The sequence below is a fragment of the Chitinophagales bacterium genome, assembly GCA_020636495.1.
Classification (GTDB): domain Bacteria; phylum Bacteroidota; class Bacteroidia; order Chitinophagales; family Chitinophagaceae; genus UBA5543.
The window spans coordinates 3,003,346-3,026,561 of sequence record JACJXQ010000008.1 but is presented as its reverse complement, the minus strand read 5'-3'; the positions used below and the strand labels follow the sequence as shown (position 1 = coordinate 3,026,561).

Sequence of the window (23,216 nt, the reverse complement as noted above, 5' to 3'; positions counted from 1 at the left end):
TGATAATTACATGCTTGTAATGTGTATTTTTGCACGCAATGAAACAATGGTTTGCGGGCTTCCTGTTACTGTTATTTTCTTTCCAGGTGTTGCCTGTAAAAGAGTTGGGCAGACTCTTTTACAAAGGTTTCGTGACGGAAGAAGTACAGGATGCAGCATACGAAAGTGAAGACTACTCATCCGGCGATCTGAAATTGGAGCCTGGCCTGTACACCAATTGTATATACAGTTCAATATCGGGGTTTCAACCGGCACTGCCTTCCTCGTTAACCCGAGCATACTCAGAGCATATTCCAGATATGTATGCACCTAATATCATTACACCTCCCCCGGATAATATTTACTTAGTCGCGTAACACAATTGCGCGGATGGATATACAGGGTCTATGCCATGAGGCATGACACCGGCGATGCTGCGTCTCCGCTTTACAATTACCGAAATTTATTAAGTAAATATTATCAATAAAGACAATAGTGAAACAAATACATATAATAGAAGCAATATCTCATGATCTCACTCCATCCGCAGCCGTGGATTTGCTGAAAGAGGGTAATTACCGTTTTGTGAACAATCTGAAACTGAACAGGGATTTGCTGGAGCAGGTAAATGCGACCAAGAATGACCAATGGCCATTTGCGGCTATACTCAGCTGTATGGATTCAAGAACTTCTGCCGAGCTTATATTTGACCAGGGACTTGGCGATATATTTAGCATACGTATAGCCGGAAATGTTATTTCTGAGAATGTGTTAGGGAGTCTTGAGTTTGCAACGGCAGTAGCTGGTAGTGTGCTTATAGTGGTTTTAGGCCATACAAGTTGTGGTGCCATAAAAGGTGCTTGCGACAGTGTCCAACTGGGGCATTTGTCTGCCCTGTTGAGCAAGATAAAACCCGCGGTGGAGATGGAAAAAACATTTACAGAAGAACGCAACAGCAAGAATACGGCTTTTGTTGACCAGGTAGCTACATTGAACGTGCATCATACGGTAGACGAGATAAAAAAACAGAGTGATGTCATTCGTAATCTGCTGGAGCAGGGAACAATAGGCATCGTTCCCGCGATGTATGATATTGCTACAGGTGAGGTGAATTTCCTAGATTGATTTCTGGTAAATAAAAAGAGACGGGATACATTATGTATCCCGTCTCTTTTTATGTCTGCCCGGCCCGGATGTGTACGGGCTCAATGCAATTAGTTGTGGCTTACTACGACTGTGGTATTCTGTACAGCATATTGTGTCTGTATTAGTATCATATATGTGCCGGAAGGAAGGTCTCTGGTGTTGATACCGTACTCAATCTTAGCGTCGGTCACATTCGTAATACTGATAGTTCTGCCTGTGATGTCATATAAGTTGATGCTGCCATTACTCCCGCCAGGTACTGTAACATGAACCATATTGTCGGCAGGGTTCGGGTATACTTTTGATTGGACAGCCAAGCCTGTATTTTCAACCCCGGCAGGAGCACCTTCGTATATCAGGAAGTCATCAACAGCGGCTTCCACCACATTCTGCCCATTGCCTGATAATGTGCCGATCTTCCGGTCTTCTGCAATAAACTGCATTTGAATGGCACTGGCACCAGGTAAATATTCGCTCACCCTGAAAACTCTTCTTCTCCATCTCTGGTCAGATTCCTTAGTATAATCAACACGTTTCCACAGTCCGCTGTTAGGTGTGCGGATCTCAACAGTCCAATAGTCGCTGCGGGCGTTAGAATTCGATCCTCTGTCATTGCTGTACCACCTGTAATATTCTATCACGGGCTCGTAGAAAGGGAGGTCGAAAACAGGAGTGCGGGCAGTGGTCAACCCGTTGTCTACATCATCGTCAGATACGGAGCCGAAGAGCTGACCGTTACCGGTGATGAGACACTTGCCTGTACCTGTAGTATGGTCTTTGTCCGTTTGTACTTGCTGACCACCGGAGGTTGTGCCGCCCGGAACGCCTTGTTCCCATATACCATCAGATGCGTCATCGGTAGAAAGTCCTAATTCCCATCCATCTATTGCGCCCTCGAAATCATTCTTATACCTGCCAACATTTAGTCCAAAACCAAATTGGTAGGGTAGTGTCAGTTCCGTAGATGTTACCGCCGGGCTGTAGCCCCCCGGTAAGCCATATGAAGAGGCCTGGATGGCATCGTTGGCCTTGAAGAAGTAGTCTACAATAGAACCTCCCGGCAGGCCGGGTATCTGTGCCGCGTACTCATTACCTGTAGTATTGGTCATTGCTACAGAATCCCATGTGCCGGCGCCATAACGGTCGCGGTAGAAGAGGAATAATTTATCAAAGAATGCGGGGTTGCTCAACACAAGGTTGCCTTTTATAGCAACGGCTGTGTTGATGGGTTGGTGGGGCACTTCAGTGTGCTCAAATTGTGCATCGCTGAGCAGGTATATACCATGTCGTGCAAATGCAGCAACTATCTGGCTGAAGTGTGGCGTGCCATTACCCAGGTTTGCATCATCATCATCATTCATTAGGGCAGATATCAGTACATCGTGATATACTTCTCCTTCTGTGCCATCCGGCCCATTGGGAGTGTCATAGTATGTGAGCGCGAACAATTTAGCCATCGTGTCTCCGCTGCCTGTATTAATGGCCACGTCCCACCATGCACCTGCTATTATCTCACCATCGGCATGTACTTCACCTTTTATGTCCCCGGGGTAAACTTTCGGTGTGCCGATGTAGCTGCGTATGTTTGCGCCGTTATAATATGAGCCTTCACCTACTACTCCATCCTGGTTGATACACATAGCCCAGACATCAGAGTTACCCTCGCCCATGGCACCATTTGAGAAGTTGGTTCCTTGCGAGGCATAAAACTTGTAAGATATACCGTGGCCATATTCGTGGAAGACTATGTCTGGAACGGTAGAGAATGCCCTGCAGGACGCTCCCTGTGGAGGGTAGAAGTTGATAGAATAATTACCATTGCTATAATATGCATTACAGTCAGTTCCATTGATATCCACGTTTGTTCGCAGCGGCGTATTATCCATGCCGGTAAATGACGGCCATTTTGACTTCATGTAGTCGTGGATCGCATTCACATAAAAAAAAGCTGAAACTGCCCTGAAGTCGGAAGAGGTACTGTCTGATACCGGCAGGCTGTGTGCTGATGGCGATATGGTCATGTTAGCTGTAAACGTAGGCGTTGAATTACTTACTCGCACGTCAGACCACGGACCCTTTACTTTGTATGTCACATTCACCGGTGCATTGGCTGAAGCAACACTTACAAAACCGGTATCATCGGTAAGGTAGTCTGTACCGGCTATCGTTACAGTCATATGTTTTACCCTCTCTACCGATCTTGGGTTGGTTGGCTTAATCATATAAAGCAGTGCATCAACCGTAGTCTCAAATGTTTCGTTTACAGAGTTGCTGCGATACAGTAATTCGCCTGTAATCGCGTCTATATATCCGCTCAACTCCACCGGTTTTTCAAATGAGGTGGTACCATTAACGGCGAAGGTCCATGCAGGGTGCATGATATAACCTCCTTTTGCGGGGATGGGGAACCACACCCAGTTGGGTTCCACCCTTTTCTCGCTGATGTTCACACCACCAAGTCCTTCCAGGATAGTAGTGCCATTCAACACATCTGACGCTGACAATTCCGGTTGCAAGCCGGCAGCGGGTGTGCCGAAGTTCTTCATTTTAATACGTTGTAACCTGCCGTCCGGGGTAAAGCGGAAAGCCAGGTCTGAGAGTACAACCTCATGTCCGTTTATCACTTGCTTGAAATTGACAAATGAGGCATGCGAAACCGAGATATCCCTTGTTTTTATCCATTCAGCGGCATTTACACCCATTTCTGAGAGCTTGCCGGACATAAATCTCTGTGCTTTGTCCATATTTGTATTGCCGGGTACCATAGCCGCAGGGCCATACATATCTCTGAACATGCCTGTGAGTTTGTCAGGCGTTGCATTCCAGCCGGGCAACATTTTCCTTGCCTGCTCCTGGGTTGCCAGTACTTTATCGGTGTTAGTCATTGGAATAAACCGGTAAGACTGGTAAACCGAATATGTAAGCGAATGCACTTCTTCGTGCTCGCCGGCAGATGCCTGTATGCCTGCGCCAAATATCAACAGGCTGAGGATAGATGTTAGTTTTTTCATTATTTCTTTTATACTATATAACTTGTTTTATTGTCTGCTTTATCCCGGTAAGACTCGTTTTTTTAACCGGGGTTTAATGTTGAAAGGGGAGGAATATATATGATTGCAAAACAAAATATAGTTCCAAAAAGGTTGCCGAAACTACCTAATAAACAGTTAATTGACAAACAAAATACAGAACGATGATATTTATATGACAATGACTATATAGATAGAACTTGATTTAAATGAGCGGTTTATAGCGCTTTTTTCCGCTCTTAGCAAAATCCCCTACCCATAGACAACACATTATGAACTAAAAAATTATAGAAAAGATTTTGAAAAAATAGACGTTTACCTATCTTTGCACCCCGTTCAGAAATGAACATACGGTCGATTCCGTAGCTCAGTTGGTAGAGCAATACACTTTTAATGTATGGGCCCTGGGTTCGAGTCCCAGCGGGATCACTGAAAAGCCGCCTCATCGAGGCGGCTTTTGTTATTTATTCCGGTATATGGTCTTCCTTATTTCAGAAAAACAGGACTATATATTCCAATCTAAGGGTTCCTGTTACAGCAAAATGTAGCTTGAAAGCATAAGGGAAAATCAAAATAAATCACACCAGTAGGCTCTTGTTGTTAGAACAACGTTGCTTGTTTCAGCTTTTGCGTGGCAGCAGTTTCGGTTGAGATGTGGAAGGTGTCGCTGAAACCGTAGCGAGGTGCTACATGCACCTGTACATCCCCGGCATGTTGCCTGAAAAGTTGCAATGCCAACTCAGGGTCGTTATTATCCCTGGAGAGGTGAGAAAGGAAGAGGTGGGTCATGTGTGCAGGTTTGTGCGCCAGGAAAAAGTCCAATGCCTGCTTATTGGATAAATGTCCCAATCCCCCACGAATACGGTTTTTCAGGTGGATTGGGTACCTGCCTTTCTCCAGCATTTCTTCGTCATAGTTCGACTCGAGGTAAGCAGCGTGGCAGTGCTGCATATACCTGGCCAGGTTGTCGCAGACAGCGCCGATGTCTGTAAATACGCCAACGGTAATACCTGCATATTGTACCACAAAGCTGCAAGGGTCTACAGCATCGTGTAGTTTGCTGAATCCTGTTACGGTGATACCATTCACGTTTATTACTTCTTCGTGTTCAATACGGCGATATAGTTCGGGTTTAAATTTCAGGTGGCTGCTGTAATGTGTTTTGTGGTTCAGGTAAACGGGTATCTTATACCGTGAAGACAATAACTGCGCACCTTTTATATGGTCGGTATGTTCATGTGTAATAAAGAGGGCACGCACCTTAGAGATATTCAGCCCCATCTTTTTCATACGTATCTCGGTTTCGCGGCAAGACAGGCCCGCGTCTACCAGAACGGCATCCTGTCCGTTGCTGATATAGTAACAGTTGCCATTGCTACCCGAGTTAATAGATGCTGTATAAAGAGACATACCCGGCTACAAAATAACGACATAAAAACAAATACGCGTCAGGAGGTAGCTTCGCCCAAGGTACTATCGTGCCGGCTGTGTGACGGGGATATCAACTTTTTTATCAGTACTATCTGCCCCAGGTGATAGTGGGCGTGCTCGATCAGGCCTACGATATTTCGGTAGTTGTTTCCATATTTACCATCTGAGAAATTTTCAAAAAACTGTTCATCGGACATTTTTTCTACCAGGTTGGCAAATTCCTCAGCATCTGCCCAGACATTTTTTAATAGCTCGTTCCATTCTTCCTGCGAATTGATTGCAGGGTGCTCAAAGCTCAGTTTATCATTACCCGTTAATGGCCCACCTTTCAACACGCCTGTTATCATGCGTGTATAGTAATGAACATGGTATGTAAGCGTAAGTATGGTGTTAAGTCCGTCTATTTGGGTTGTTGCCTGTTGCCAGGTAACATCAGAAAGTGTGTCCCGGTAATTTACCCCCGTTGAATTGTCACCCTGGTGCAATTCTGCAAAATGTCCGGCTATCTGTTTTGACAAGTTCATTTGAAGAATAGTTGTTAATGAGTATGAATATAGGCAAAATGGCCTATTGATATTTATGCTCCCGGTTATTGAGTGTTATTAATAGCATGAGGTATCATGTTATGGCTGTTTTTATGCAATTGTTTCTGTTTAATGTATTTATGCGCTACCTTCGCGACCGCTTTAGGTATGTTTATACCTAACGACAATCACTAATATTTAACATTTAATAAGATACCTGCATAATCAACTTTACGTAATTTTACGCCCGCAATGAAGCAACTCTTTAGAATATTTCTATCGCTGACACTGCTCCTGTTGAACGTATATAGCTCTATACAGGCTATACCGCAACTGGATGGTGCAGGTATTGCTTCAGTAGAAAAGGAACTTCCTCCATCACCTGGCACGTCATTATCTCACGACGCCGGAGCGACTGCGGGCTCGCATTTTAACCAGGTCATCTCATTCAAAAGATTTTACAGGATAGTAGCCGAGGAGAATGAGGATGAGATACAGGAAGTAGGCACGATCAAGAAGCAAGTTGCCAGGAACGATTATTTTACTACATATTACCCTCCTGTACAAGGAAATTCATACAATATCAGCACGGAATGCTTACAGTCTCGTAAACACCTTTCTTTTTACGCTACGGACAGGTATATTACTCTTCGTGTTTTCAGGGTCTGATACCCTGTCTATTTCAGGCTTGTGCTACATATAGCCTGTTCTTCCATAATAATGTCCCGTTAATTACGGTTTGCAATCATTCAGATTAAGAATGCTTAAGCGTGTATCGTCACATGCTGACAAATAAAAATAAATTAAATAATCATACTGTGTTGAAAAACAAATTAATCGTGAAGAGCGCTCTCATCTTCATAGGCTTTTGCGCGATGTTGAGCCAAACGAGTTGTAAGTCAGGTAAAAAAGAAAAGGAAGAGAAGACCCAATTCTTAGTTACCAGTACATTGAGAACAGATACGTCTATTGTCAAAGAATATGTGTGCCAGATACGGTCCATACGCCATATTGAATTGCGTGCGCTGGAAAAAGGGTACTTGCAGAATATCTATATTGACGAGGGACAGTTTGTAAAAGAGGGACAGTTGCTGTTCCGTATCATGCCGAAAATATACGAGGCCGAAATGCAACGTGCACAGGCTGAGGCCAAAGTTGCCGAAATAGAACTGCAGAATACGCAGAGCCTGGCTGATAAAAATGTAGTTGCGCCTAATGAGCTCGCTATGGCGAAGGCGAAATATGAAAAAGCCAAAGCTGAACTGGCACTGACACAGGTGCATCTGCAGTTTACAGAGATACGAGCGCCATTTGACGGTATCATCGACCATTTCTACCTGAAACTGGGAAGCCTGGTTGACGAGGGGGACCTGCTCACCACTTTGTCTGACAACAGCAAGATGTGGGTATATTTCAATGTACCTGAACCTGAGTACCTGGATTATAAATCCAAGATAAAAAATGACAGCCTGCAAAAGGTTAACCTGTTAATGGCCAACAACGAAGTGTTTGAAAAATCAGGCGTTGTGGATGTGATCGAGGCAGATTTTAATAATGAAACAGGTAACATCGCTTTCAGGGCTACATTCCCCAACCCGGATGGTTTGCTGCGCCATGGCGAAACAGGTAATATTCTGCTACCCGTTCCGCTCAAGCATGCTCTTCTTATTCCTCAAAAAGCAACTTTCGAGATACTGGACAGGAAATATGTTTATGTAATAGACAAGAATAATGTAGTAAGGCAAAGGCAGATAACAATCGGTACCGATATGCAGGACTTATATGCCGTGACCGAAGGATTGAACGATAATGACAAAATACTGCTGGAAGGCTTGCGTAAGGTACGGGATGGAGAAAAAATATCCTACAAGTACGAGGAGCCGAGGTCGGTAATGTCACATTTAAAATTATTTACAGAATAATCAGTATTCAGAAAAAGCAAGAAGATGTTTAGCAAATTCATACATAGGCCGGTACTTGCTATCTCGATATCGCTCGTCATAATATTTATGGGTATACTGGGCATGGTCAGTCTGCCCAAATCACAATTCCCATCCATTGCACCTCCTATGGTAGTAGTAAGTATTGCTTACCCGGGAGCCAGTGCGAATGTATTGGTGAACTCTGTACTCATTCCGCTGGAAAAATCCATCAATGGTGTTCCGGGTATGAGGTATATGACGTCGGATGCCACCAGTGCAGGTGAAGCAACGATACAGGTAGTATTTAACCTTGATGCCGACCCTAATATTGCGGTCGTTAACGTAAAGAATCGTATTGAACAGGTGATCAACAGGCTGCCGCCATTGGTGCAGCGTGAGGGTATAATCGTAAACCGTATTCAGCCCAACATGCTGATGTATGTAAACCTGTATAGTAAAGACACGCTCGCCAACGAAAAATTCCTGTACAACTTTGCCAGTGTTAACCTGTTGCGAGAGCTGCAAAGGGTAAATGGAGTTGCATTTGCACAGATACTTGGTAGCAGGAACTTTGCCATGCGTATATGGCTGAAGCCTGACAGGATGCGGGCATATAATGTATCTACTGATGAGGTAATGACCGCACTGGGAGAACAAAGTGTGATCGGCTCTCCGGGTAGGATAGGTAGAAGTGATGGTCAGCGTTCTCAGGCTCTCGAGTATGTACTAACATACCAGGGACGATATAATGAACCCGAGCAGTATAAGAATGTGATTATCCGTGCAAACCCGGATGGGGAGATTCTCTATCTGAAAGATATTGCTGATGTGGAACTAGGTAGTGAGTTCTACGATATATATTCGAATATGGACGGTCACCCGTCGGCGGCTATAGTTTTGAAACAGAACTATGGTAGTAACGCTAGCGAGGTTATTGAACGCCTTAAAGATAAACTGGAGGAGATAAAGGAAAGCTCATTCCCTCCTGGTATGGATTATGAGATCAGCTATGACGTATCGCACTTCCTGGATGCGTCCATCGACAAAGTGGTACATACGCTTTTCGAGGCATTTGTATTAGTTGCAATAGTGGTGTTTATCTTCCTCGGAGACTGGCGTTCCACGCTGATACCTACGTTGGCTGTACCGGTATCGTTGATAGGTGCATTCATTTTTATGCAGCTATTCGGGCTCACGATCAACCTCATAACATTGTTCGCACTTGTATTGGCCATAGGTGTGGTGGTAGATGATGCGATAGTCGTCGTTGAGGCGGTCCACGCCAAAATGGAAGAAGAACATTTGTCTCCATATAATGCGGTCAAGAAAGTGTTGCGGGAAATAAGCGGAGCAGTAATAGCCATTACCCTGTTGATGACGGCAGTATTCATTCCTGTCTCTTTCATGACAGGACCGGTTGGTATATTCTACAGGCAGTTTGCGATAACCATGGCTACCGCTATTGTTATTTCCGGTCTTGTAGCCCTGACACTTACCCCTGTATTATGTGCTATGATATTGAAGAATACACATGGACAGCCGAGGAAGAAAACTATCATGAACAGGTTTATCGATAGTTTCAACCGAGGTTTTGATAAGGTAACCGGCAAGTACGCAGGTTTTTTAAGGCTGATCGTAAACAGAAGGGTATTGACATTTGGGTTATTGATAGTGTTTTGTGCCGGTATCTGGGCTACTACCGAAGTGCTGCCATCCGGTTTCATTCCCGCAGAAGATCAGGGTATGATATATGCTATTATCCAGACACCTCCCGGATCGACATTGGAAAGGACGAATGATATTTCGCGCAAGTTGCAGCAAATAGCTGAACATGTAGAGGGAATACAATCGGTGTCTTCATTGGCCGGATATGAGGTGTTGACAGAAGGACGTGGTTCTAATGCGGGTACCTGCCTTATTAACCTGAAAGACTGGTCAAGAAGGGAACATACCGCACCACAGATCATTGAGGAACTGGAAGAAAGGGCCAAAGAAATTCCGGGTGCAACGATTGAGTTCTTTGAGCCCCCTGCGGTACCTGGTTATGGTGCTGCAGGCGGTTTCTCGCTTCGTTTGCTGGATAAGACCAATTCCGGTGATTATGAGTCTTTCGGTAAGATAAACGATGAGTTTATGGCAAAGCTGAGAAAGCGTAAAGAGCTGACCGGGCTGTTTACATTCTTCGCATCCAACTACCCTCAGTATGAACTTAAGATAGACAATAAAATAGCTATGCAGAAAGGGGTGTCTATCGGTAAGGCGATGGATAATCTATCGATTCTGATAGGTAGTACTTACGAATTAGGTTTTGTGCGTTTCGGTAGCTTCTATAAAGTGTTTGTGCAGGCATCCCCGGAGTACAGGAGACTTCCGGAAGATATATTGAACCTGTATGTCAAGAATGATCACGACGAAATGGTGCCATACTCTTCTTTCATGACCATGAAGAAGACACAAGGTATGAATGAGATAACAAGGTATAATATGTACACCTCTTCTGCCATTAATGGCTCGCCTGCACCGGGGTATAGTAGTGGTGAGGCTATCAAGGCCATACAGGAAGTGGCAAAAACACTACCTCGCGGTTATGATATAGACTGGCAGGGTCTGGCTAAGGATGAGGTGTCGCGAGGTAATGAAGCATTATACATTTTCCTTGTGGTGCTCGGGTTCGTATATTTGGTGCTGGCAGCACAATATGAAAGTTTTATCATTCCGTTGTCAGTTATCTGCTCATTACCCGCAGGTGTTTTCGGAGCATTTTTTATGCTCAAGGTTATGGGGCTGGCCAATGACATTTATGCGCAGATAGGGCTCATAATGCTTGTTGGACTATTAGGGAAAAACGCTGTGCTGATCGTAGAATTTGCCATACAGAAGCGCCAGCAAGGCTCTACGATACTGGATGCAGCTATAGAAGGTGCTAAGGTGCGTTTCCGCCCGATATTGATGACATCATTTGCGTTTATTGCCGGTTTGATACCGTTGGTAGTAGCTACGGGCCCCGGAGCCATCGGTAACCGTACCATAGGTACAGCGGCGGCAGGAGGTATGCTGTTGGGTACTGTTTTCGGTGTCATTATCGTTCCGGGTTTGTACTACATATTTGGTACGTTGGCCGATGGGCGTAAACTTATCAAGGACGAGCATGAGCGGCCTTTGTCAGAAGAAGAGTACGAAGATGAACTTGTTTTAACGGATGAAATTGACCACAATGCGTAATAGAAAAATTAACGGATTCATAGGGGTAGCATGCATGTCGCTGAGTTTAGCGGCGTGCAGCCTCCCTACACAGATAAACAAAGACCCGGAAAAAAATATTCCGGGTGCTTACAGCCTGGGTAATGCAGATACATCTACTACAGCTGCCATAAAATGGAAAGACTTTTTTACTGACCAGTATCTTGTTGACCTGGTAGATACAGCACTGCAAAACAACCAGGAATTGAATATTACCTGGCAGGAAATACAGATAGCCCGTAATGAAGTGAGAGCGCGTAAAGGAGAATACCTGCCATTTGTCAACTTTCAGGGCGGTGCTGGGGTAGACAAAGCTGCCAGGTACACGAGCAAGGGTTCCAGCGAAGCAACTACGGAAATTGCACCCGGAAAAGAAACTCCGGATCCGCTGCAGGATTATATGTTCGGATTGTATGCCAACTGGGAAGTGGATATCTGGAAGAAACTGCGCAATGCTAAGAAGGCAGCTGCATCCCGCTACCTGGCTACTATAGAGGGTAAAAACTTTGTTGTGACTAACCTCGTAGCCGAAGTAGCTAACTCTTATTATGAGTTGTTGGCGTTAGACAACCAGTTGGCAATTGTCAGGCGGAATATTGATATCCAGAATGACGCATTTGAGATAGTGAAGCTGCAGAAACAGGCCGCACGGGTTACAGAGCTTGCTGTTCGCAGGTTCGAGGCACAGGTATTGAATACACGTAGTCTGCAATATGCTATACAACAAAGAATAACAGAAACGGAAAACCGGATCAACTTCCTGTTGGGTAGGTATCCGCAGCATATTAAGAGAAGCACAGCGACATTTGTTGAAATGCAACCGGCACTTGTTGCTGCAGGCATACCTTCACAGTTGTTGGAAAACAGGCCGGATGTCCGACAAGCGGAAAAGGATTTGGTTGCGGCAAAACTGGATGTGAAAGTTGCCAGGGCTAAATTCTATCCTTCATTAGGTATATCGGCAGGTGTGGGTTATCGGGCATTTGATCCATCTTACCTGATCAAAAGCCCGGAATCGTTGCTATATTCTCTGGCTGGCGATCTGGCAGCGCCACTCATTAACCGAAATGCGATAAAGGCTGCTTATTATACAGCCAATTCAAAACAGATACAGGCAGTATACAATTACGAACGTACACTTATTAATGCGTACGTAGAGGTAGCCAACCAACTGGCAAATATCAACAACCTGGAACAGAGTTACAGCCTGAAATCAAAGCAAGTGCAGGCATTGTCTGAATCAGTAGATATCGCCAACAACCTCTTCAAATCAGCCAGGGCTGATTATATGGAGGTGCTGTTGACACAACGAGATGCACTGGAAGCTAAGTTTGAGCTTGTAGAGACAAGAAGACAACAAATGAATGCGATGGTTAACGTCTATCACGCTTTAGGTGGTGGATGGAAGTAAGAATGTTATGCGATAAGGGGTGATCACATAGCAATAGGTTCAAAACATCAAATGAAACACACAAACAAAAGCCACTTCTTATGGAGTGGCTTGCTTTTTTGTTATCCTTTCAATTTCCACACTATGGTAATATAGTGGTTGGCATAGCCATAGCGTAGCGTGGCAAATATTCTTTTGAAGAATGCATCAGGGTGACTCAGGTAGTAATTTATCAATCCTTTACGGATGTTCTGAGCTCGTTTTTCTTTTTTGAAGATGATCTTATATAATGAAAACTTCTGAATTTGGATCTGCGCATCCAACTCTTCAAAGCCCAGATCGGTAAACATTTTACGGAACGAAGCTTTTGTGAAGTCGGAAATGTGGTGTGGGTTAACATCAACAGACGGTGTAGTAGGTACAGAACCTATCAGCAATCCACCTGGTTTGAGCAATGACTTAAGATGAGCGATAAAGGCTTTTGGGTCAGGAACGTGTTCAATAGTTTCAAGGCTTGTAATGGCATCAAACTTTTTATCGTGGGTAAACTTCATTCCATCAGAGTTGATGAAAGTCGTTTTTTCGTGCTTGTATCTGTCTTTTGCATAGTTTACAGATTCTGCGTCTATATCCACACCTATCACTTGGTCTACCTTGCCACTATCGGCCATAAGATAAGAGCCATAGCCTACACCGCAGGCACAGTCCAGTACAGTGCCACCTTCCAGGTGGTCTTTAGCGAAGGTATAACGCTCCAGGTGTAGTTGTAAAGTTTCGCTACCTGTGCTTTCATTCGCTTCTACCAGGTCAGGAATGATCCTTTCTAAAGTTTCCGTTTTCAAATTATGATTTTTGATCTGTTATTGAGCTGTTGTTGTATATTCCTGCATGCATAATCGTGGCTGTAAAATCTGCGTAAAGGTAAACGAGAAATGAGAAAGAAAAAATGATGTTACATCTCCGTATGTCGCAGCTGGTTGATTAAATTGCTATTAATTCAATAGGATGAGTTCTATATTGTTGTTTTTCAGTTGTTTATGTTCGGTTGATAGACAAGGGTAGCTTTTTCAGGCTTGTTCATAGTGTTAATTTGAAATAAAAAATAATTGTTACTTCTCGTTTGAGTGTAAATTCTTTCCGTTTCGCTGAAGATTATTTGTACAGTCTGCCAGGTTGTATTCTATTTGTATGTAATGTTATCACATGGATGTAATACACACTACCGGACTTTATAAATACTTTGGAGATACACCTGCTGCCAATGATATATCTATCAGTGTAAGGCAAGGGGAGATATATGGCTTTCTCGGGCTGAACGGAGCAGGCAAGACTACACTGATACGTATGCTGCTGGGTATGATACAACCTGATAAAGGGAACATACAATTGTTGGGTAAAGAACTTAACCGCAGCTTTAAGAACTGGAACGATGTAGGTTACCTGGTAGAAACTCCATATTCCTATCCCGAACTGACCGTTGCCGAGAACCTGCAGGTATATTACCAATATCGTATACTGAAAGAGCCGGGTTTGATCGACGAAGTGATCTGTAAGTTGAAACTGACTCAGTATAGGGATAAAAAGGCCAAGGTATTGTCGCTGGGCAACCAACAGCGGCTTGGGCTGGCCAAGGCTTTGATGCATAACCCGCGTTTACTGATACTGGATGAACCCGTTAATGGGTTGGACCCCGAAGGTATCGTAGAGGTACGGGAGTTGCTGAAAGAATTGGCACAAGGTGGTACAACGATATTCTTATCAAGCCACATACTGGGCGAGATAGCCAGGCTGGCTGATCGTATAGGTATTATCCATAAGGGTAGTATGGTGAAGGAGCTGACCTGTGAGGAGTTGTCGCAACAGGTGCAACGCAAGCTATTGATAAATACTACTGATAATATAAAGGCTGTTGAGTTGCTGAAACGATCCGGTTTTGAGCCCCATATGAATACAGAGGGAGATGTTGAACTGACCGATAAACGATCCCTCTCAACTCCGGAAAGTATTACAGCCATGCTTTCCGACAGTGCACTACCACCCCGGAAAGTATTTGAACATACCGAAGACCTGGAAATGTTTTTCTTACGTACTATCAGAAGTTAAGCTATGAAAGAACAACTACATGCACTGAAGGCAGAATTCCTGAAGCTGAAACACTCACGTATTGTTTGGGTGACCTTTATTGCTTTTGCGCTGGCACCGCTTATGGGGGGCGTCTTTCTGCTTATTATGCGTAACCCTGATGCTATGGCTAATACAGGCTCGCTTAATGCCAAAATAAAGATGATGGGTATGGCCGCAGACTGGCGGTCTTACCTAAATATATTAACACAGGCTATAGGAGTAGGCGGTGTACTTATATTTGGCTTTGTGGCCAGCTGGCTGTTTGGCAGGGAGTACACAGATGGTACTGCCAAAGACCTTTTCTCCTTGCCAGCTTCAAAAACGAGCATACTGAATGCCAAGTTTGCCGTGTATCTGCTGTGGTGTGTACTGCTGGCTGTATCTAACCTGCTGGTGGGCTTGCTGATAGGTCTGGCTTTGCAACTACCGTTAACAGACACGAATTGGCTGGCAGCTGATATGAGTACCTATTGGCTTACAGGCGTTATGACCATTATTATAGGTAGCCCGATAGCTTTGTTTGCCATATGGGGCAGGGGGTATATGGCACCGCTGGGTTTTGTGGCACTTACGCTGGTATTTGCCCAGGTGATTGGTGCTGCGGGATATGGTGCATATTTTCCCTGGTCGGTGCCGGGGCTGTATAGTGGTTCCGGGGGCGACTATAAAGAGCAATTGAACGGGCTGAGCTACTGCATATTGGTACTGATGAGTATTGCCGGGTACTTTGCGACAGTATTATATTGGAGGTATGCCGATCAGAAGAAATAAGGCCATTTTGTATCGTTTTATTAGGGGTGCCCGGGTGTGTTGTTTTTCGCAGGTCAACCACCCAGATCGGCTCGCACTCCGTTGAGGTGCTCGCCCCATCCTAAGAACAGGAGGGCGGATTTTTGTTAAGTGTTGTTAAGTGAATCATGATTATTTTGACCTTAACGAGCTCACTACGTTAGGTTGTTAAGTAACCTGCAATTTTATGTTTCCATGATGTCAAAGAGCACTATTCAGCCAATTGGCTGAATAGTATAAATATACGTAAAATTGTTATTTTAAACAAATGAAATTTACCTTAAGAATCCGGGTTGGCAGGTTAGGTTTACGGCTAAGAAAGGTCTCATCGGGAACGTGGAAGCTTGTTTTTTTCAGGTCTGCAATACGTGAATTTTCATATACGCGTAGAGTTGCAAGTATGTTTCGAAGTTGTAATATTTGCAAAAAGCTAATTATGATGATCATGAACAAATACTTTCAGGTAGTAGCAGTAAGTTTATTCGGTGCATTGGTTATTTTGTTGTCCGGCTGTAACAGTTGCGGTGAGGATAAAAAAGGCGAAGAGAAGGCTGCTTTAGCCTGCACTCAGCTAAATTTTTCCGGTTATGAAAAGCTCCCGTCGGTTTTAGACAGTCACAGATCGTTGTTTAAGCAAAGATATGCGTTGATCAAGAACGGGACTACTGTAAGTATGGACGATCTGACCATAAACCTGGACGAATCTATTGATGCAGGGGTAGTGACTACGATAAAAAATGCTGCCGGTGCAACCGGCGACAACCAGGCAGGCGTGAAATTATATTACGGAGTAAATACGGATGCAAACAACATATTTCTTATATATAAACCTGTGCTTCTAGAGTTGAATGGTAACTCTACTGCAACCAGCTGGCATTATACGGTAGTAGAAGATTCTGCCACCAACTATTACACCCTGAATGCGGATGGCAGTTTAAATACGCTGGACGATTTCACTAAGATCTCGGGTTATCTATCCAATTATTCAGCATATATGAATAAAAGGGATGCTATTGGTGGGGCATATACGCCTGTTGTGGTAGATTACCAGGGCGCTACAAGCGATCCTGCTGCTATTATTTACCCTATCGCCGAGATCGAAGAATTGATCCTTCAAAATCAAAGTGCCATAACAAGTTTTAATAAGGTGCTTGAAGATAAAATGCTTTATAAAGATTTTTCATTATTAAGTGTCACAGGGGTCCGTTTTCATAATGTACAGGAAGCGGGCATTAAAAAACACGACATATACATTGAACCGGTGTTCGATAACAAGCGTGTAAGCTTTACAGACAGGTCAAATAGTGAGATAAATATCCTGGTTGACACTTATTTTAAAGGAAGGGCTGCAAACCTGGGTTCCTTATGTCCACCTAATTGTCCGTCAGTTATGTATCCTTGTAAATAATTACTTTACAGGACTGATATACAACTACACGTACTAAATATCTATTTTTATTACGTGTACAATATTTTGCTTACTTCGGCTGTAATGACGTTTGCTATCCTGGTTGGCCTGCTAAAGCCAGGCAGGTATAGTACACTCTATAGATTGCTCTTGTTGCAAGTGGTGTTGGCGCTGATGGCAGAAGTGGGAGGTTATATTGTTGCACTTGTATTTCATAACAGTAATTGGTTTCATAACGTATACATAATAGCAGATTTTGCAACCATGTTGGCCATATGGTATACTCTCAGTAATAAGCGCAGGTCAGAGCAACTTGTAGTGCTGACACTTGTGGTGAGCTATTTGTCACTGTGGCTACACCAGGTAATAAATTCGGGTACACAAATATTTGCTCACAGGTCGTACTTGTTTGGTTGCGCAGTCATAGTTTCGTTGTTCCTGAATGTAATTTTTGACACCATACGTTCTCGAGGAGATAAAGATGCCCGCTTAGTGAATTATGTTATAAGCATTTCAGTTATTGTGTTTTACTGTGGGCAGATTCCCTTGTTTGGTTTTTTGAATATGTTGAATGCGAACTTTCCGAAATTGTCGAAGCAATTATTTAATATCAACTTTGCCCTGGAAATAACCAGGTACCTTTTTGTTGCCTATGTGTTTTATATTTCAACGCCTGTAAAAACTGATAAACGGACTATTCATGAATGAGCACGATATATTCCTGATCATCATCTTTACCACGCTCATCATCCTGCTGCTGATAGCAGGTATCGCCATCATAATTATAATAGCCAACCGCCAACGTGTAAAACGTGAAGTAGAATTTGAAAAAGAACTGCGTGCAGTAGAACAGGAAGTGCAGGAGCAATTGCTGACCAATGTATCGCAGGAGCTGCATGACAACATCGGACAAATGCTGACCGTGATGCACCTGCAATTGAAAAAGGGACAGGTGAAACACCCCGAGGTGTCGCCCTTGCTGCAACCCGTTAGTGAGACCCTAAACGATACGATAGAACAGGTAAAGACGCTTGCCCGGGGGCTGAACAGTGATATGGTGCAGGACAACGGGCTGAGAAATAATATCGCCCAGGAAACAGAACGACTGAAAAAGCTGGAGAAATTCGGCCTGGTAAGAGTAGATGATGGTACGGATATCCACCTTTCGAAAGACATGCAGCTATTAGTGTTCCGTGTATTCCAGGAAATGATGAATAATGTGATGAAACATTCAGGTGCTACAGAAGTGCAGATCAGGCTGAATGGGAGCCCTTTTTTGCTGGAGGTAAGGGATAACGGACATGGTTTTGACACAGAAGGTCCAATAGGTAAAGGGATGGGATTAAGCAACATACAGAAACGTGCAAAACTTGCAGGTTTAACATGTAAAATAGTTTCATCTGTTGGGAAAGGTTGTATATTTATGCTGAAACAACTTTAGCATAGAGCCATGTCTTCCACCTCTATTTACCTTGCAGACGATCACACCGTTGTGCGCAAAGGATTAAAAGAACTGATCGAGTGCCTGGGCGATCACCTGATAACAGCCGAATTTTCATCGGGCAAAGAACTGGTTGACGCCATGCCGTTTTCTCCACCACCTGACATGATAATACTGGACATTGCCATGCCTGTAATGGACGGCAAACAAGTGATGGAATACTTCAAGGAACATGATATTACTCTCCCTGTACTGATACTAACACTGGATACCACCGAAGAAAGTATTATAGAGCTTTTCAGGCTGGGGGTGCGCGGCTATCTGCCCAAAAACTGTTCGCCCGATGAATTGCAGCAAGCAATAGAAGACATAGTACATACGGGCTATTATCACAATGAATTACTTGTAAAAGCTTTATCCATGAACAAACAAAACAGCCATGGCGAAAGGGACATGATATTGTCCCAGCTTACTAAAAGAGAACTGGAATTTCTGCAACTGGTATGCGACGAGCAGGAATATACTTATGAACAGATAGGCGATAAGCTAGGCGTACATGTGCGCACTGTGGACGGTTACCGAAAGTCGCTGTTCGAAAAATTTAATATCAAATCGAAAACAGGGGTAGTGCTTTTTGCATTCAAATACCGCCTGGTAGACGGATTGACGGCATAGATATGTTCTGTTGTCACCAAAGGATCATATACTGTTGAGCAGTTCCTCAAGATCTGCTTCTGTGTGCACTTTTACATCGCGAGGTTTGCTGCCTACTGCCGGTCCTACAATGTCGGCAGCCTCCAGTTGGTCCATGATGCGTCCTGCACGGTTGTAACCCAGGTTGAAACGGCGTTGCAGCATGGACGTGGAACCTGATTGTGTTTGTACTACTGTTCGTGCGCATTCCTCAAACAGTTTATCGCGGTTGGTCAGGTCTACATTTTTCTCTTTTTCGTTCTCTTCGCCTTCGTATTCAGGCAGTTCGAAAGCAGTAAGGTAACCACGTTGATCGCCGATGAACTCTGTCACATTGTCTACTTCAGGTGTGTCCACAAAGGCACACTGCAAACGCAACAGTTCGCTACCGTGCGATATGAGCATGTCTCCACGACCTATCAACTGCTCGGCACCGCCCGCATCTAAGATGGTACGAGAATCCACCTTCGCAGAAACCTTAAAGGCGATACGCGCCGGGAAGTTGGCCTTGATAGTACCGGTAATCACATTCACACTCGGGCGCTGCGTGGCTATGATGAGGTGTATACCTACCGCACGTGCCAATTGTGCCAATCGGGCTATCGGCATCTCCACCTCTTTGCCCGCAGTCATCATCAGGTCGGCAAACTCGTCTATCACCAATACGATGAACGGTAGATAGTCGTGCCCGTTCTCGGGGTTGAGCCTACGGCGTATGAATTTGTCGTTGTATTCTTTGATGTTTCTTGCGCCAGCGTCTTTCAACAATTCGTAGCGGTTGTCCATCTCAATACACAATGCGTTGAGTGTATTGATCACCTTTTTGGTGTCGGTGATGATGGCTTCTTCTTCGTCGGGTAGTTTGGCGAGGAAGTGTTTTTCTATCACACGATATATGGACAGCTCCACCTTCTTAGGGTCCACCATCACAAACTTCAGTTGCGACGGGTGCTTCTTGTACAGCAGCGATACCAATATGGTGTTGATACCTACCGACTTACCTTGGCCTGTTGCACCCGCCATCAACAAGTGCGGCATTGTGGCGAGGTCTACGATGTAGTTTTCGTTGTCTATTTTCTTACCCAAAGCTATCGGCAAGCTCATCTTCGTTTTCACGAACTTCTCGCTCGACAGTAGGGTGCGTATGGTTACCGTTTGCTTGTTGGCATTCGGTACTTCTATACCTATGGTTCCACGCCCCGGTATGGGTGCTATGATACGTATGCCGAGTGCTGCAAGGTTCAGTGCTATATCATCTTCCAGGTTGCGTATTTTGGATATACGCACACCCTCGGCAGGTACAATTTCGTATAAAGTTACAGTAGGCCCTACCGTTGCGCTGATACGCTGTATCTCGATACCAAAGCTCTTTAGTGTATTGATGATCTGGTTCTTGTTCTGTTCCAGTTCGTCTTTGTCCAGTATGATGGTTTCGCTGCTGCGCTCTTCCAACAGGTCTAGCGTAGGGAATTTATAATCAGGCAGATCCAGTTCAGGAGCATATTTCTCATTATCAGCAATACTGATATGCCCGCCATGTGTGGGTATTACGCGTTCATCTTCATGTTTAGTTACCTCGAATGAGAATTCCTCTTCGGGTTTTGGTTTAGGAGCCGGTTTAGGTGCAGGTTCCGGAGCCAGTTCTATAGGCTCTTCTAACTGTTCTTCTTCAACAGCCGGTTCGGGTTCCTCTTGTTTGGCAGCATACATATCGTTGATAGTAGGTGTATGTGTACTTTTATCTACCAGTTGCATGTCCCACTCTTCCTCCGGTTCGTCCTCATCATCAATAGCAGCAAGAGGTTTTATGTTGTCGTTGCCGTAATTAGTGTTTTCGGTGGTAAATGTATTGTTCTCTTCTTCGCTGTTGTTTTGGCGTTCAGCACGCGCAGCTTCTATCTTTTCTTTTTGTGCAGTTGCCATGGTCGATGCTACATCAGCCATTTTCTGTGCAGTTTTCCTGGCTCTGCGCAGAACGGGAGATATGTCCAGTGCAAAAACAACGAACAGGAAAAAGCATACAATAGCAAAGAGTATCAAGCCAGTGCCGATGTGGCCGAAGAAGCCGTTCATATAGCTTATAGCTTCGTTGCCCCAGGCACCGCCAAATGAGAAAGCTGCATCAGGCATTACATAAGTAAGTACAGGCGCTACTACCAGTATCAGTAGAGATAACCAGCGCAGGTAGCGTGTAACGGGTATTATACGTTTGCCGTACAGCATTCCAAGGCCTATAGCGGCAATCCATAAGCCGATAGCCAGAGAGGCAATGCCTGCCCACTCGTATACCATTATATGTGAGATGACGGCACCTATGCGTCCTCCCCAATTGGCAACAGTTTGCCTGCTTTTCAGCAATGCCATCCAGCCCTCGCCGGAGAGTACCTTGTCCTGGTCTACCTGCCAGGTGAAGCAATAACTGATAATTGAGAAACAGATGAAAGTGCCTACCAGCAATAAAGCAATGCCTGTACCCAGTTTTACCTGTTTACGGCGGCTGATCGTGTCAGCGACAGGTTCCTGCGACCTGTCTGCTTTGGTTTTTGGAGTATTTTTTTTGGTTGTTGCCATATGGGTCAGCGAAAGACAAAAGTAATATTTTATAGTAGTAGTGCGAACCGGGCGAGTGATAGAAAATAAAAATTAGGTTAATGTGTAATGTGTTGGCCCGGCTATTAACTGCCGGATATTAATTAAGACAAGGGCGAAGCCAACCATTTGCAGGGGAGTGCTGTCTTTTATCATTACATTAAACAAGGTGTTCGCAAGGCAATAAACGGGTTTTCAATATGCTATGAAACCTTTATACGTTCAAAAATAATAGGTTGAGGCATTGCAACTTTGAAATATTTCCGTATTTTCAGCCGTTGAGAACTGGTATTTTTGATGCCTTTGCTAACATTTTTGCATGTATTTATTACAGGTAATGTAAATAGTGTTGCAAACGTGGTTAGTAAAATATATTTTTATAAAAATTACACTCTTAAGGATAACATATCATGATCAGTAAAAGAACCATTAGTCGTGTAAGTCTCGCAGTTGCATTAGCGTTTACCATGCAGGGTACACAGCATGTGCAAGCACAGGACGTTCACTTTACGCAGTTCAATGCGGCGCCACTGATTCTTAACCCTGCCTTTACAGGTAACTTTGACGGTAAGATGCGTGCTTCAGCGATATATCGCGATCAGTGGAGGAGCGTTACAGTGCCCTTCAAAACTATTGCGATATCAGTGGACGCGCCGATGGTGCATGAATTTGACCACAGACGACTACTTGTCAGCAGGTATACAGTTGTATAACGACAAGGCTTATGATGCAGGACTTACTAACCTGTCAGCACTTGGCGTCTGTTGCTTATACCAAGTTCTTAGGTTCAAACGATAAGACATCATTGTCTGTTGGTTTCAGGGTGGTTATACTCAAAAAAGTTTCGACCTGAGCAAACTGTATTTTGATGATGATATTTCATCGATGGCCAGTTTCAGCCGGGTTCTACAACCAATACGCTGAATAATAAAGTAGATTACTTCCTGTTCAACGCAGGTCTTAGCTGGGCTCACGCCGCAGGAGAGAATTTCTCTTATGTTATAGGTTTGGGTGCCAACAATATCAACCAGCCTTTGGAAACTTTCGACAGAAGAGAAGATCTTGCTGACGTAGGTTTGGGTATGCGCTACAATGCACAGATAGGTGCAATAGCGTATGTGAGCGACAAATTGAGCTTGCGCCCTGCATTCTTGTACCAATCTCAGGCAAATGCCACAGAAATGGTTGCAGGTAACGAATTTCACCTGATTGTGGGTGATCCTGAGTTCCGTACCTATACTACAGCGGTATTCTTGGGCGGTTGGTACCGTTTCGACGATGCAATGATGGTTTCTGCCGGTCTGGAATTCAAAGGGTTCCGTTTGGGATTGGCATATGATTATACCGTTTCGAGCTTGAAAAACGCTGCTAAGAGCACCGGTGGCTTTGAGATCGCGCTTACTTGGATCGCCCCTGATCCGCTTGATTTTGCGCGTAAACTCATCTACCCATGTTCTCGCTTCTAATGATATTTTGAACTAATAAGAAGAAAGGGCAAAAATATTTTCAAT

General features: G+C 44.2%; 19 protein-coding genes and 1 tRNA gene. 15 read left to right on the top strand and 5 right to left on the bottom strand.

The features are described 5' to 3' along the window. Nucleotides 1–38: 38 nt before the first annotated feature. Together H6550_13490 and H6550_13485 are read left to right on the top strand one after the other, a co-directional pair. Nucleotides 39–356, top strand: coding sequence for a hypothetical protein (locus tag H6550_13490; GenBank protein MCB9047140.1), 318 nt, complete (start codon nt 39–41; stop codon nt 354–356). Nucleotides 357–501: 145 nt separating this feature from the next. Further along, a complete protein-coding gene (locus tag H6550_13485) occupies nt 502–1,104 on the top strand; it encodes a carbonic anhydrase (GenBank protein MCB9047139.1) in 603 nt (200 codons plus the stop codon). An 89-nt stretch (nt 1,105–1,193) separates the two neighbouring features. Here the strand turns inward: H6550_13485 and H6550_13480 are convergent, their stop codons facing one another. Further along, nucleotides 1,194–4,136: a T9SS type A sorting domain-containing protein gene (locus H6550_13480; protein ID MCB9047138.1), complete on the bottom strand. Its 2,943-nt coding sequence runs from the start codon at nt 4,134–4,136 to the stop codon at nt 1,194–1,196. Nucleotides 4,137–4,510: 374 nt separating this feature from the next. On the opposite strand from H6550_13480, the gene H6550_13475 reads away from it, so the two are divergent. Further along, nucleotides 4,511–4,583: transfer RNA gene (locus H6550_13475), tRNA-Lys, on the top strand. A 171-nt stretch (nt 4,584–4,754) separates the two neighbouring features. On the opposite strand, the gene H6550_13470 is transcribed toward H6550_13475, so the two are convergent. Further along, nucleotides 4,755–5,564 carry an MBL fold metallo-hydrolase gene (locus H6550_13470; GenBank protein MCB9047137.1) on the bottom strand — a complete coding sequence of 270 codons (810 nt, stop codon included), beginning with the start codon at nt 5,562–5,564 and terminating at the stop codon, nt 4,755–4,757. A 38-nt stretch (nt 5,565–5,602) separates the two neighbouring features. Further along, nucleotides 5,603–6,109, bottom strand: coding sequence for a DUF1572 domain-containing protein (locus H6550_13465; GenBank protein MCB9047136.1), 507 nt, complete (start codon nt 6,107–6,109; stop codon nt 5,603–5,605). Nucleotides 6,110–6,361: 252 nt separating this feature from the next. Here H6550_13465 and H6550_13460 point away from each other — a divergent pair, with 252 nt between their 5' ends. From H6550_13460 to H6550_13445, 4 genes are all read left to right on the top strand, one after another. Continuing rightward, complete coding sequence (locus H6550_13460) at nt 6,362–6,778, top strand: hypothetical protein (protein ID MCB9047135.1); 417 nt, start codon at nt 6,362–6,364, stop codon at nt 6,776–6,778. A 113-nt stretch (nt 6,779–6,891) separates the two neighbouring features. Continuing rightward, a complete protein-coding gene (locus tag H6550_13455; GenBank protein MCB9047134.1) occupies nt 6,892–8,031 on the top strand; it encodes an efflux RND transporter periplasmic adaptor subunit in 1,140 nt (379 codons plus the stop codon). Between the two features lie 24 nt (nt 8,032–8,055). Then, entirely contained in the window at nt 8,056–11,253 is a 3,198-nt protein-coding gene (locus tag H6550_13450; GenBank protein ID MCB9047133.1) for an efflux RND transporter permease subunit, read from the top strand. Next, nucleotides 11,246–12,682: a TolC family protein gene (locus H6550_13445; protein MCB9047132.1), complete on the top strand. Its 1,437-nt coding sequence runs from the start codon at nt 11,246–11,248 to the stop codon at nt 12,680–12,682. The genes H6550_13450 and H6550_13445 overlap by 8 nt, the downstream gene beginning before the upstream one ends. 101 nt (nt 12,683–12,783) lie before the next feature. Here H6550_13445 and H6550_13440 read toward each other — a convergent pair whose 3' ends face one another. Next, the gene (locus H6550_13440) at nt 12,784–13,503 is read right to left on the bottom strand and encodes a class I SAM-dependent methyltransferase (protein ID MCB9047131.1); all 720 of its coding nucleotides are present in this window, start codon (nt 13,501–13,503) and stop codon (nt 12,784–12,786) included. Nucleotides 13,504–13,864: 361 nt separating this feature from the next. On the opposite strand from H6550_13440, the gene H6550_13435 reads away from it, so the two are divergent. The 6 genes from H6550_13435 (at nt 13,865) to H6550_13410 (ending at nt 19,098) form a co-directional block, all read left to right on the top strand. Then, a complete protein-coding gene (locus tag H6550_13435; GenBank protein ID MCB9047130.1) occupies nt 13,865–14,764 on the top strand; it encodes an ABC transporter ATP-binding protein in 900 nt (299 codons plus the stop codon). 3 nt (nt 14,765–14,767) lie between these two features. Then, nucleotides 14,768–15,556 carry an ABC transporter permease gene (locus tag H6550_13430; protein ID MCB9047129.1) on the top strand — a complete coding sequence of 263 codons (789 nt, stop codon included), beginning with the start codon at nt 14,768–14,770 and terminating at the stop codon, nt 15,554–15,556. 463 nt (nt 15,557–16,019) lie between these two features. Further along, nucleotides 16,020–16,982: a hypothetical protein gene (locus H6550_13425; GenBank protein ID MCB9047128.1), complete on the top strand. Its 963-nt coding sequence runs from the start codon at nt 16,020–16,022 to the stop codon at nt 16,980–16,982. Between the two features lie 84 nt (nt 16,983–17,066). Beyond that, nucleotides 17,067–17,690 (top strand): hypothetical protein, encoded by a 624-nt coding sequence (locus H6550_13420; GenBank protein ID MCB9047127.1) that lies wholly within the window; start codon nt 17,067–17,069, stop codon nt 17,688–17,690. Continuing rightward, on the top strand, nt 17,683–18,423 hold the full coding sequence (locus tag H6550_13415) for a hypothetical protein (protein ID MCB9047126.1): 741 nt from the start codon (nt 17,683–17,685) through the stop codon (nt 18,421–18,423). Before H6550_13420 ends, H6550_13415 begins: the two co-directional genes overlap by 8 nt. Before the next feature lie 9 nt (nt 18,424–18,432). Next, nucleotides 18,433–19,098, top strand: a complete 666-nt coding sequence (locus H6550_13410; GenBank protein MCB9047125.1) for a response regulator transcription factor — start codon at nt 18,433–18,435, stop codon at nt 19,096–19,098. A gap of 24 nt (nt 19,099–19,122) precedes the next feature. On the opposite strand, the gene H6550_13405 is transcribed toward H6550_13410, so the two are convergent. Further along, nucleotides 19,123–21,687, bottom strand: coding sequence for a DNA translocase FtsK 4TM domain-containing protein (locus H6550_13405; GenBank protein ID MCB9047124.1), 2,565 nt, complete (start codon nt 21,685–21,687; stop codon nt 19,123–19,125). Between the two features lie 428 nt (nt 21,688–22,115). On the opposite strand from H6550_13405, the gene H6550_13400 reads away from it, so the two are divergent. Together H6550_13400 and H6550_13395 are read left to right on the top strand one after the other, a co-directional pair. Beyond that, nucleotides 22,116–22,418: a type IX secretion system membrane protein PorP/SprF gene (locus H6550_13400; protein MCB9047123.1), complete on the top strand. Its 303-nt coding sequence runs from the start codon at nt 22,116–22,118 to the stop codon at nt 22,416–22,418. A gap of 168 nt (nt 22,419–22,586) precedes the next feature. Next, nucleotides 22,587–23,171 (top strand): type IX secretion system membrane protein PorP/SprF, encoded by a 585-nt coding sequence (locus tag H6550_13395; GenBank protein ID MCB9047122.1) that lies wholly within the window; start codon nt 22,587–22,589, stop codon nt 23,169–23,171. Nucleotides 23,172–23,216: the final 45 nt, after the last annotated feature.